Here is a 12,537-nt window from a genome sequence, read left to right on the forward strand (position 1 = left end):
GGCAGTTCATCTATATGGGATGATCATGAGACAGGCTTTGCGGCTTAGTTACTTGTAGTAAGTCCGAAAAAGAAATTAAACACGTAGTGCCCTTCCGAAATACACAAAAATCGTAAGCATATAGTTAAGTACAGAGTGAAATAAAAAAGGATGAAAAGAAAATATGGCAAACATACTTGCAGTTGACGACGATATCGCCATTTTAAACATGATAGGGAATGTCCTTACAAAGGACGCACACACAGTTACAAAATTAGATGATCCGACAAAGATAGAAAATGACAAGCTGGGGAATTATGACCTGATCCTTCTTGACGTGATGATGCCGGGAATAGATGGATTTGAGCTATGCACAAAAATCAGGAATCAGGTGGATTGTCCGATTTTATTTATCACAGCCAAGACGGATGAGACAAGTCTTGTGAACGGGCTGGCTCTCGGAGCAGACGATTATATCTGCAAGCCCTTTGGGGTTATGGAGCTTAGGGCCAGGATAGGAGCGCACCTTAGAAGGGAAAAGCGTGAGCATGTAGCAAGACTTTCCCTTGGAAGAATCTGCTTCATGCTTGAGGCCAGACAGATGATGCTTGATGAAAAGCAGATTACTCTTACAAAGGCTGAGTACGATATCTGCGAGTTTCTGGCAAAGAACCGTGGCCAGATTTTTTCAAAGGAGCAGATACTGGAAAAGGTGCTTGGATATGACAGCGACAGTAGCGACAGCACGATAATCACACATGTAAAAAACATCAGAACAAAGCTGTCAGGCTACGATTACATGCCAATCAAAACAGTTTGGGGGATTGGATATAAATGGGAAGAGTAAGAAGTAAGGACAAAAAGAATAAGAGGGGAATCAGGAGCCTTGGGAGCATGTTTGAAACCTATACATTTTTGATGGGATTTGCATTGCTTCTCTGGGTGGCTTTTTCATGGTTTCTGTTTAATGTGCTGATAACCTACGGTGAGATTTATCCTGCAAACTACGCTGAAGAACAGATTGATGACATCTATATAAACATAATAAATGCAGATGAGGTTACGGAGGATCTGATTCCGGATTTCTGCAGCTATGTGGTGTTTTCTAAGGATGGGGAAGTACTCTTGGGTAACCTGGCAGAAGATTCATTAAAATCAGCATGGAATGCGGCAAACAATCGAACCATAAATGATAAATATTTTTACAAGGTTATTTCTAGAACCGATGAGTATGTTGTTTTGCAATATAGTATAACACCGCAGTTTAAATCGAGATTTATTCGAAGATATCTGCCTGATCCTGAAAAATTCCTGACGATTTTTATTATAGTTGGGTGCCTTATAATCATGCAGATATTTGCGGTTGGCTTTGGAAAAAGAATCAGGTCCAAGCTGACAACCATGAGGGATGCGATAAAAGAGATCGGCGATCAGAACCTCGATTTTCAGGTTACATATTCAGGAGTAAGAGAGATTGACGAGTGTCTTGCCTCAATGGACGATATGCGATACGCGCTGAAGACCTCTCTTCAGAAGCAGTGGAAGACCGAGCAGGAAAAGAACAGGCAGATGTCAGCTCTCGCCCACGACATTAAGACTCCGCTTACAGTGGTTCGCGGTAACTCGGAGCTTCTTCTTGAGACTGAGCTTACAGATGAGCAGAAAAACTATGCCGACTATATTTCAGGAAGTGCAATTCAGATTCAGAACTATGTGCAGACACTGATAGAGGTAACAAAGTCCCAGGAGGGAGTTAAGCAGATGCCTGTTAAGGTTCAGGTTTCAGAACTCCTTAGCGACATTAAGAAGCAGACAATGGGGCTTTCAGAGGTTTATCATTTAAAGGTAAACTGGAAGGGAGAATCAGGAAGTGAGCTTAGCGGAGCGACAGACAACAATGGACAGCCTGTGACAAACTTAGAGGATGACAACGCTGTAATAAATGTTGTCTATGATCAGGTTGTGAGAGCTGTTATGAACGTAATAAGAAATGCTGCAGAGCACACACCTGAGGGCGGAGCGATAAACATTACCATCGCCAATTCCATCCTTGAAGATAACTCCGGAAACAAATTTAAAAGTACCAACAACACATCAGAGGATCTTACTATTTCCAGACTTACCTTTTCAGTTGAGGACTCAGGAAGCGGCTTCACACCTGAAGCTCTTGCCCATGGCACCGAGCAGTTCTTCATGGATGATACCAGTAGAACCGGCGGCTCTCACTATGGTATCGGTCTCTTCTTTGCAAAGAGAGTGGCCAAGGAGCATGGTGGCAGCATAGAGCTTTCAAATTCCAAGGAGACAGGTGGAGCAAAGGTAGAGATTACATTTTGCCAGCCGGCTTAAGCGAGACACTAAAATCTTTGTTTAGACTATTTTGCAAATAAAACAGTAGATGGAGACAAAATGAAAATAGAGGAACAAAAATTCACATTACCGGACGGTCGAGAGCTCATCATTAAAAGTGCAGGCCCTGAGGATGCAACGAAGATAAAAGCACTAAGGGAGACAACCGCAGCGGAGACGCACTTTCTGGCAAGAGAGCCGGAAGATGGTCCCTTTAACGGAGAGCGGTTAAAAAGCGTTCTTGAAGATATAGAAAAAAGTGAAAGAGACTTCATGGTAACAGCCTTTTATGGAGATGAGGTTGTTGGAGAGCTGGGAGTAATGCTGATAAAGCCCCACATAAAGTATCTTCACAGAGCATATCTTGGGATGTCTATACTTCAGGATTATACCAGGATGGGGCTTGGCAGCTTCATGATGAAGCTTGCACTTGAGCAGGCAAAAAGAAACGGATTCGAGCAGGTGGAGCTTGGAGTATATAGTGATAACGACATCGCCCGTCACGTGTATAAAAAGTGTGGCTTCAAGGAGTATGGCATGAATCCAAGAGCCTTCAAACTCAAGGATGGAACCTACTGCGATGAAATAATAATGGTAAATATATTGGACAGCTGATTTTTCTAAGGCTATAGATAATATTTAAAGGGGGCATAGCACTTAATATGGAATTAAAGAGACAGACCGAGCATATATGGTACATGCCATTTGAAACAGAAAGAGACAGACCGAATCTTGGCTATGTAAAGGGTGATAACTGGAGCCTTGCAATTGATGCGGGACATTCAGAGGATCACACGAAGGAGTTTTATACCCTTTTACAAAAAGAAAATCTGCCATTGCCAAGCCTTACAGTTCTTACACACTGGCATTGGGATCACACCTTCGGCATGCATGCAGTAAATGGACTATGTATTTCCAATGAAAAGACAAATGAATACCTTGCAGCATGGAAGGAAAAAATAGAGAAGAATGGTCCCGGGGAGTTCCTCTCACTCCATGAAAGTATAAGACATGAATATGCAGGGAACACCCCTGTAGTAGTAACTTTATCTGACATGATATTTAAAGGCAGCATGGAGCTTGATCTTGGCGGCATCCATGTAAAGCTTATGGAAACACCGGCGCCCCACACAGATGATTCCACACTTATTTATGTATGCGAGGATAAGGTGCTTTTCATTGGAGACTGCGCAGGAGACGATTTCTTTACAGGAAATAAAAGTGAGGAGCTTTGCAGAAAGCTTGCTGATAACATAAAAGAGATTAGTCCGGAGATATGCGTTGAGGGTCACTGGGTTCCTGTTGAAACGTCAGACACGCTGGCTGATCTGACAGCAGGAATTTAATAGTTAGCACTTTGGAGCATGATGGTATTGTCCGACACGCATTACCATAGTATATTGGGATTATGAAAAGATACAGATTAAAATTCTACGGCAGAGTTCAGGGAGTTGGTTTTAGATACACGGCCCTGCATGCTGCTAATATGTACAGACTGACCGGCTACGTCAGGAATGAATATGACGGCTCTGTTACCTGCGAGGTTCAGGGACGGGACGAGGATATTGATATGTTCATCCAGCAGATTGGCCGTGGAAGATTTATAGAAATAGACAGAATAGATAAGAATAAGCTCGAATTGGAGCCCGATGAGCGAAGCTTTAAGGTCGACTACTAAATTAAAATTAGACAAACACAGATATATTTCTTGAGGGGGGATACAAAAGAATATGAAAGAGCTTAGCATTATTTGAAAAGACTACTTCCAAAAAAGTCAAAAGAATACAGACAGGAGAAAAGGGAGGACTTTTATAGCTGTAACATAAACAAACGATGACTCATGAGAGGGAGGCCGACAATGAAATACAGCTTTGATACATATCCGTTATACAAAGATGAGTCTAGATTTGCCTTTGTTGTAAGGGCAAAGCTAAGAATGAAGGAACCTGTTGATATTGATGTCATGAGAGTGGCTGCCAACAAAGCCATAAAAAGATATCCATATTTTGCCGTGAAGGTCGAAGTCGATGAAAGCGGCTCTTACGTGCGCGTACCAAATGATAAAGAGGTCGCCGTGCTTCCCATGGGAGATAAAACTCCGCTACTTGGAAGCAAGGAGGCAAATGGTCATCTGTTGTTTCTGGAGTGCGATGGAAAGGATATCTATTTTAATATCTCACATACCATGTGCGGAGGCCGCGGATTACAGCCATGGATCATGACAACGCTCTGGCAGTATGTGGCAGATAAGTATGGAGTAGAGCCCAACGCTCCGTCCATCAGAAAACCCGGGGAACCGCTTCTTGATGGCGAGATGGATGAACCCACGCTGGATATGCTTCCAAAGGATGAGCCCATTTATGAGTATGCCAGCAAGAACCCTCATGTTTTGATTTTTGATTACCTGAATGCACTACTCAATCCCTTTGCAAGAAATGATAATTATCGTCTTCTCACCTTTAATCAAAAGGATATCATGACCTATGCCAAAGGAACCGATTCCAGCGTAGCAGCCTTTTTCCTGGTTGCTGTTGCAAAGGCGTTGGATGGACTGCTTCCTGCAAAGGTCGCTGCTATAGGCGGAGAAATGGCCCATAACCTGTCTGCCAATATCGGTATGGGGAATGCGCATTGCGATGTCTTAAGCCACATCCATATAGATTACACAAGAGAACAGCTCAAGATGGATATGGAAAAGCTTGGAACAATGACAAGAGGGCAGATAATACTACAGACAGATCCTACCGTAAGTACCAGAGAGATACGGGGAAAGCTTGGGCTGTATGAAAAGCTTGATGGCATTAAGGGCATTAAAGCCAAGAAAAAATACATGAAGGAAAACGACCCGTCCACAGGAAAAGGAGCCAAGCACGGAACCTATTATGTGAACTATACCGGTCAGCTTGACTGGGGTGAAGTGGCTGATTATATCGAATCCTTTGCCGCCATTGTGGAAGGACATGTGATGCTGGAAGTAACCTCTGTGGGCGATAAGATATTTGTCTGCTTTATGCAGATGCTGTCTACAGATAAATATATAAATGCTTTCTGCGATGTACTTAAAGAACTGGGAATTCCTTTTACCATGGAAGGACCATTCCCCAAGAAACTTTCAAGACATCAGTTACCTGTGACATAAGTGCTTACATGGCAAACAAAAATATATATATTTCCTTTCAATACTCCTTATTTGCAAAAAAACGCTTCCTGCACTGCTTTGAGCATCTGCAGGAAGTGATTTTTAATTTACAAATATTTATCTGTTTTCAAGAAGATTGTCAATTCTCTTTTCGTAGACATTAATGCGTGCTCCCTTGAGAGGAGTTGTGAGAATATAGTCAGTATCCTCTGCGCTCATGCCGCCGCTTACCATTTCATCATATTTCTCTTTGGGTATACCTATATAGCTGGCAGTTGCAAAATATAAACCCTCATCGCTAAGATCTATATCCTGGTATTCAATGAAACCTTTTGTATTTACATATTCCTCAGGAAGAGGAAGAGTCATTCCCATATTGGATAATTTCTGTACATTACGAGTGTCATCCTCTTCCCCGGCAGGAGTACTGCTCTTCGGAACAACTTCCTCGTTAATAAGCAGCATATCATCAGATGATAACGTGCCTGCATTTTCGACAGCAACCTGCCCCGTTGATTGCGAGCCGCATGCGAACATGCTTAAAGACAGACATGAAATTAGTGTGGTTGAAAAAAGCTTGCGAAAAAAATTATTCATAAAAATCCCCCTTCAAAAGTGTATGAATTACCACAATTAATTATAACTGAGTATTTATGCGGAAAATCTAAAGAATTCGTCATGTTTTATCTCCTTACATTTAGTAAGCATAAGATAGAGGTTCAGATTCCAAAGACTATTGATGATTACAGTATATCAAACGACCATAATATATATTAAAAATATTTTAAAAAAGTATTGAGCCCTATATAATATAGATTATTGTGTTTTGTTGGAGGATTCTATGACGTACTCAGAGATTTTTAAAGAAATTGTCAGCATTATGAAAAACGATTCCGCATCATATCCTGATTTTGGTGCAGGTAATTTTGAGGAATATGAAAAGCAGATAACCGATGACATGGACAGAATGGAGTTCCTTCATCTGGTTCAGAATTATGTGTCGACATTTAAAATTCAGGCACATTTGAAATTCGTTGACAATGCATGTGGATATGTGGGCTTTTCCGTGATGAGAAAAGGAGACGTGCTCTACGTTACCAAAGCTAACAATGGTACAGGACTTGTGCCCGGGGATAAGATCACAGCTATTGATTCCATGCCTGTCTCTGAGGTTGCACAGCGTGAAAAGAACATGCTGATGGATGAAAGCGAGGAGAGACAGGGAGGACTGTGGCCTGCATTTTTGAAATACTATAAGACCATATCTGTAGAGCATGAGGATGGCAGTAAGGAAGAGCTGGAACTTGTACTTGATACAGAGCCTGAGCCGGAAGAAAAGTATTATTCCAGGAGCTACGGGGATGATACTCTGTACCTCAGATTTGCTGATTTTGTGGATGCACAGGCAACTGCGAAGCTCTATGAGGATTGCAGGGAATCTCTTGAAAAGTGTAAAAATCTTATAGTTGATGTCAGGGGTAACGGCGGCGGTGCAGATGGCTGCTTCATACCTCTTATAGAGTATAGCTTTCCTGCAGGAGAGCCTGTTGATAACTACATTAAGCCTGAATATCCCGTTGCGATAAACTATTCAGAAAGAAACTGTGATGACCGTCTTAAGCTTCTTAAGAGCTTTTTCGGGGATGATGTTCCTGAGGACGTCAAACCCATGGTAGATAAGATGCTTGCTGATCTTGATGCAAACAGGGGCAAGGGCTTTGTCGATGAAGATGAGGATATGTTCAAGGGACTTACAGGTAAGGCCAATCCTGAAAAGGTCTGGGTTCTGACCGATGAGGGCTGTGGTTCTTCAGGAGATGCTTTTGTGGAGGCCATGAGCTTTTCACCAAAAGTAACTGTTGTGGGACGCCCCACCTGCGGTATTACAGATTACTCTAACCTCAACATGGTAAGCTTTGATGATTTCCAGTTTATGTATCCCACATCCAGGGACAGTAGAATAGACCATGGCAAGGGACTTCTTCAGAGAGGCGTGCCGGTTGATAAGTACATCCCCTGGACACCCGAGCAGATCAAGAAGGATGTAATGCTCGAAGCTGTGCTTGAGGAGATTACGTCATAATAAAAACTGATACATGAAGATGAAATGGCAGAAGCATGGCCGCTAAATGAGTAAGTGCACTACCGGGTTCTCTGATAGATATCTGCATATTAACTCCTTTACATGTGGTATTAAAAACTATGTGATGTGATATCAATACCACATCTTTGGAAGGGGTGTGTCAAGTATACGAAAAATCTGTGCAAAAAGGCTTAAATTCAGTGAGAAGTTGGCTTTTTTCCGGATAATGTATTAGAACTGAAAATAGGAAAACAAGGAGAAGGGAAAATGATCAATTGCAGCGTATATGCTCCATGCAAATGAATGAAATCATATTTGTATGGAGGGTAAAATGAAAGACAGAATAAAGGAATTAAGAGATTTTTACATAATTTGGAGCACTCAGAGCCTGTCACAGCTCGGAAGTGCCATAACGGGATTCGCACTGACACTCTGGATGTATGAAAAGACAGGTTCAGCACTTAGCACAGCTATGCTGACAATCTGTACCTATGCACCTTATGTCATAATGAGCATTTTCGCTGGAGCGATAACAGATAAATTCGATAAAAAGAAGACTATGCTCATATGCGATTTTTTGGCTGCGTTAACAACGGTTATTGTATTTGTGTTATACAAGACGGATACGCTTGTTATGTGGCATCTGTACGTCATCAATGCCTTTTCGGGACTGATGAATACTGTACAGCAGCCGGCTTCAGAGGTGGCATACACACTGATCGTTCCAAAGGAGCATTATCAGAAGACCAGTGGATTCCAGCAATTGTCACGGTCCCTGATTTCTATAGGGAATCCACTAATTGCTTCAGCGCTTTATGGGCTGGCGGGGCTTGATGTGGTAATAGCTGTAGACCTTCTGACTTTTGCAATAGCGTTTATGGCGTTACTTCTTTACATCAGACTTCCCGAGATTCAGGATGGTGAGAGCAATAACGACAGCGTTCTTAAGCTTGCAAAAGAGGGACTTAAGTTCCTTAAGGAAACACCACTGATACTTACGGTAATTCTGTTCATGTCCGGTGTTAACCTTACGGCATCCGCTTTTGATGCGGTACTTCCTGCACTTGTAATTCCAAGAGCAGGTAACGGCGTGTATGGAATTGTAACAGCATGTTCAGGCGTGGCTATGGTAGCAGGAAGCTTCTTACCAATGATCCTGCCAAAGCCGAAGGACAGAGTCAGAGTCATATATCTGACAATGCTTTTTGCGTTGGGAATTGAAAACTTCCTGTTGGCATTTTCAAGAAGTCCCGTTCTGTGGTGCATCGGACAAATCATAGGATGGGTATTTGTACCGCTTATGGCTGCCAATCAGAATGTAATAATGAGAAATGTCATCCCGGTAGAGCTTCAGGGAAGAGTGTATGCCTGCAGAAATACACTGCAGTTCTTTACGATTCCCATCGGCCTGTTCCTTGGAGGATTTTTCGTTGATACAATCTGCGAGCCATTTATGGAAATGAGTAAAGACAGCGCATTCTGGACTATGCTTTTCGGAACCGGAAAGGGCTCAGGCGCAGCTCTCATGATGTTTGTTCTTGGAGTTACAGGAACCGTTATCTGCATAACTTCAGGGCAGATCATGAAAAGGTACAAGTATACAGACTGATAGTCATGGGAAGAAACAAGGAGGAGTATTGAACAAAGACACGATAATCAGTGACGCTATTGAATACGTTAATAAGCTTTTTCAGGGTAATTCAGATGGCCATGGGGCAGATCATACAATGCGTGTATATCATAATGCCAAGGCTATTATCGAAGGATATCCCGAAGTGGACAGCTTTGTAGTACTGCTTTCTGCATTATTACATGATGCAGATGACCACAAGCTTTTCAATACGGAAAACAACATGAATGCCAGGTCATTTATGGAACAGAACGAAATACCTTCAGAAACGATAGAGCAGATTTGCTGTATAATAAATTCAGTGTCATTTAGCCAAAACAGAGGAAAAAGTCCTACAACGACAGAAGGAAAAATTGTTCAGGATGCGGACAGACTTGATGCTATCGGGGCAATAGGAATCGCCAGAACCTTCGCGTACGGTGGGAAGGTTGGAAGACCGTTGTCAGATTCCATACAGCATTTTTATGATAAGCTTCTCCTCTTAAAGGATGAACTGAACACTGATGCTGCTAAGAAGATAGCGCAGAAGAGACATAAGTATATGCTGGATTTCCTGGAAGAGTATTATCTGGAAAGTGGAGGTATCAGGGCTTGTCATGAAGGATTCTAGAGAGCTTGCGTGGCAGATGGTCTATAAGCTTTGAAGAAGAGCTTGATAAGAATATCATATAAAACAGTGTAAAACAGATCCGAATAAGTGAATTCGGGTCTGTTTTTTTATGTAAAGCCTATAGTTACTATACAGTTTAATGGATATACAGATGGTGTATCAAAGTAAATGGTCTATGGGGACGGAGTTATAGGACCAAAAAATGGACCAGGAACCCCGTCCCCCAGGTCCACTTTTTCAAATCAGGAGGTCACATCATGACAGTATTGTACTTTAGTTCTACAGGCAATTGTCTGTATGTTGCAAAGCGTATTGGAGGCAGGCTCCTATCGATACCGGAATGTATCCATGAAGAAAATTTTGAAATAGAAGATACAGAAGTGGGGCTTGTTTTTCCGGTTTATGGACTTTGCGTTCCACCGTTTATTGTAGAGTTCATAGAGAAAACATCCATTACGACAACATATCTGTTTGCCGTAGCTACCTATGGCTTTTTCCCCGGAGCAGTATGCGGACAGCTCTCCGGGATCAGGACGAAAAATGGCAGAAGCTTTGATTATATCAATCGCCTTAAGATGGCTGAAAACTGCATAACCTTTTCAGACATGGCTAAGCAAAAGGGCGACAGTAAAAAGCAGCAGACTCAGATAGATGAGCTGCTTGCGGACATCACAGACCACAAAAGATTTATCAGGGAGGACTCTCCATTTAAAAAGCTTATGACTAAGAATCATCTAAAGAATTACGAGTTCGAGACCGGAGTGGGGATTACGGACATGATCAGTGTTTCAGCAGACTGCGTGGGCTGCGGAACCTGCGTTTCTCTGTGTCCCATGAAGAATATCAGTATTGTAGGAGGCAGTCCTATATTTGACAGCAACTGTATAAGCTGCGGAGCCTGTCTGCAGAACTGTCCACGGAATGCAATTCATCACAGGAAGGAAAAGAGCTCAGCCAGATACAGAAATCCTCACGTTAGCCTTGAAGAATTAAAAATCACTTCATGAATTCTACAATATTAGTGTAAAGCAGAGCATCATCCGTGCAAAAGGGGAGCTCTGCTTTTCTTATGTATTACATTACATACTGTAAATAATGACTGTTTCAGCAGAGAAAGGAAGGAACAAAATGAATAGTTATTTGGAAACAAACAACCTGACCAAACGATATGGTTCCTTTGAGGCTGTAAAGGATATGAATATTCACATTAACAGAGGGGATATTTACGGTCTTATTGGACCAAATGGAGCAGGTAAGACAACACTTATGAAAATGCTGGTAGGGTTTGCGACTCCTTCTTCCGGTGAGATTGAGACGGCGGAGGGAGAGCATTACCTTAGAAAGGTCGGATGTCTTATTGAAAGCCCCGGAATATACGGGTATCTTAACGCTTATGACAATATGAAGCTTAAGGCAATTTCAATGGGACTCTATGACGAGGAAGAAATACGGTCCATTCTTGATTTTGTAGGATTATCACGAGAGCCTAAAAAGAAAGCAGGAAAGTTTTCTCTTGGAATGAAGCAGAGACTTGGCATCGGCATGGCGCTTATTGGAAAGCCGGATTTTCTCATACTTGATGAACCCATAAACGGACTTGATCCTCAGGGAATAATCGAGATGAGAGAGCTTATAAAGGCGCTCAATGAGGAAAAGAAAATGACGATCATGATATCAAGTCATCTTCTTGGTGAGCTTCAGAAGGTTGCAACAGTATTTGGAATTATTTCAGAAGGAAAGCTTGTAACAGAGGTAACTGCAGATGAATTAAAGAACAGCTATATGGACGAGGCTGATTCTCTCGAGGAATTCTATTTGAACATAATCATGAAAGGACAGAAGGCATGCTAAATTTAATAAAAATGAACCTGTACAGGTTTTTTAAAACAAGAGTTTTTTATATAACGCTTTTAATTACAGTAATTTCATTTGGACTTCTGTCCAGACTTGAGACCGACCCATCTTCTCAGTTTGATAATGAGCAGACTGTTCAGGAGGAAGAACATGTTGGCATAGTGGCTACTGAAGATATAACTGCTGAAACAAGCTTTGAGCAGCTCTATGCCAGCCTTACAGCTTCGGGCTATATCCTGATCATGGTGGGAGTATTTGCGATAGTGTATACAGAGCAGGAGAGAAAGAGCGGCTTTTTGAAAAATCTTCTGACGACACGCAGGGAAAAGAAGAACATTTTTGCGGCAAAGATTCCGGTGGTATTTTTATATACCCTGATCATGTTCCTGGGATCACTTCTGGCAATAAGACTAGGAAGCCTCGGAAGGGGAGAAGGCATGTATGAAATAAAAAGCATGGGGCTTCTTTTCAGGTTTATTACTGATGAAGTAATCCTTCATACAGTATTTGGAATTGCGATGATGGCTATTTATGAGATTACCAGAAATACTATCATTCCTATCATGCTTGCTATTTTTGGATCAGCTAATCTTCATGGAATGCTTCTTAACATGATTGAAAGTAAGATTGTTGCAATGAGACCTTCACTTGCAGGCTTTATGGAAAAGTATGCTCTTTCAAGGAATCTCATCGTAACCAAGATAAACGTTCTTGGAGATGAGGGAATGGCCTTTCCTTCCATGAATCTTATTGTAGTCATTACGATTGGACTGATTCTCTATTCGGTGATGGGAATGCTGATTTTTACCAAGAGAGACACAATTTAAGAGGAATAAAAACCGGGCCCCTGGCGTATACAAAAACCATGCCGAAATGGTCATATCTATTGTAAA

The 12,537-nt window shown here is 41.9% G+C and carries 13 protein-coding genes; 12 read left to right on the forward strand and 1 reads right to left on the reverse strand.

What is annotated here, in order from left to right; translation table 11 throughout:
- The first annotated feature begins 163 nt into the window (after positions 1-163).
- The 6 genes from G587_RS0108930 (at position 164) to G587_RS0108955 (ending at position 5,467) form a co-directional block, all read left to right on the forward strand.
- Complete coding sequence (locus tag G587_RS0108930; protein ID WP_026491948.1) at positions 164-826, forward strand: response regulator transcription factor; 663 nt, start codon at positions 164-166, stop codon at positions 824-826.
- The gene (locus G587_RS0108935; RefSeq protein ID WP_026491949.1) at positions 814-2,328 is read left to right on the forward strand and encodes a sensor histidine kinase; all 1,515 of its coding nucleotides are present in this window, start codon (positions 814-816) and stop codon (positions 2,326-2,328) included. The genes G587_RS0108930 and G587_RS0108935 overlap by 13 nt, the downstream gene beginning before the upstream one ends.
- A gap of 60 nt (positions 2,329-2,388) precedes the next feature.
- Complete coding sequence (locus G587_RS0108940; protein WP_026491950.1) at positions 2,389-2,943, forward strand: GNAT family N-acetyltransferase; 555 nt, start codon at positions 2,389-2,391, stop codon at positions 2,941-2,943.
- 47 nt (positions 2,944-2,990) lie between these two features.
- Positions 2,991-3,674, forward strand: a complete 684-nt coding sequence (locus G587_RS0108945) for an MBL fold metallo-hydrolase (RefSeq protein WP_026491951.1) — start codon at positions 2,991-2,993, stop codon at positions 3,672-3,674.
- 62 nt (positions 3,675-3,736) lie between these two features.
- The gene (locus tag G587_RS0108950; RefSeq protein ID WP_035786228.1) at positions 3,737-4,006 is read left to right on the forward strand and encodes an acylphosphatase; all 270 of its coding nucleotides are present in this window, start codon (positions 3,737-3,739) and stop codon (positions 4,004-4,006) included.
- 180 nt (positions 4,007-4,186) lie between these two features.
- Positions 4,187-5,467: a hypothetical protein gene (locus G587_RS0108955; protein ID WP_026491953.1), complete on the forward strand. Its 1,281-nt coding sequence runs from the start codon at positions 4,187-4,189 to the stop codon at positions 5,465-5,467.
- A gap of 117 nt (positions 5,468-5,584) precedes the next feature.
- On the opposite strand, the gene G587_RS0108960 is transcribed toward G587_RS0108955, so the two are convergent.
- A complete protein-coding gene (locus G587_RS0108960) occupies positions 5,585-6,064 on the reverse strand; it encodes a hypothetical protein (RefSeq protein WP_026491954.1) in 480 nt (159 codons plus the stop codon).
- 244 nt (positions 6,065-6,308) lie between these two features.
- Here G587_RS0108960 and G587_RS0108965 point away from each other — a divergent pair, with 244 nt between their 5' ends.
- The 6 genes from G587_RS0108965 (at position 6,309) to G587_RS0108990 (ending at position 12,471) form a co-directional block, all read left to right on the forward strand.
- Positions 6,309-7,550: a S41 family peptidase gene (locus G587_RS0108965; protein WP_026491955.1), complete on the forward strand. Its 1,242-nt coding sequence runs from the start codon at positions 6,309-6,311 to the stop codon at positions 7,548-7,550.
- Positions 7,551-7,881: 331 nt separating this feature from the next.
- Positions 7,882-9,159: an MFS transporter gene (locus tag G587_RS22115; RefSeq protein WP_242830058.1), complete on the forward strand. Its 1,278-nt coding sequence runs from the start codon at positions 7,882-7,884 to the stop codon at positions 9,157-9,159.
- Between the two features lie 28 nt (positions 9,160-9,187).
- A complete protein-coding gene (locus tag G587_RS22120; protein ID WP_035786233.1) occupies positions 9,188-9,790 on the forward strand; it encodes an HD domain-containing protein in 603 nt (200 codons plus the stop codon).
- 257 nt (positions 9,791-10,047) lie between these two features.
- Positions 10,048-10,797: an EFR1 family ferrodoxin gene (locus tag G587_RS0108980; RefSeq protein ID WP_026491956.1), complete on the forward strand. Its 750-nt coding sequence runs from the start codon at positions 10,048-10,050 to the stop codon at positions 10,795-10,797.
- 121 nt (positions 10,798-10,918) lie between these two features.
- On the forward strand, positions 10,919-11,641 hold the full coding sequence (locus tag G587_RS22125; protein ID WP_051200922.1) for an ATP-binding cassette domain-containing protein: 723 nt from the start codon (positions 10,919-10,921) through the stop codon (positions 11,639-11,641).
- Between the two features lie 11 nt (positions 11,642-11,652).
- On the forward strand, positions 11,653-12,471 hold the full coding sequence (locus G587_RS0108990; protein ID WP_026491957.1) for an ABC transporter permease: 819 nt from the start codon (positions 11,653-11,655) through the stop codon (positions 12,469-12,471).
- Positions 12,472-12,537: the final 66 nt, after the last annotated feature.

Source organism: Butyrivibrio sp. XPD2002, assembly GCF_000423945.1.
In the GTDB taxonomy this organism is placed as follows: Bacteria; Bacillota; Clostridia; order Lachnospirales; family Lachnospiraceae; genus Butyrivibrio.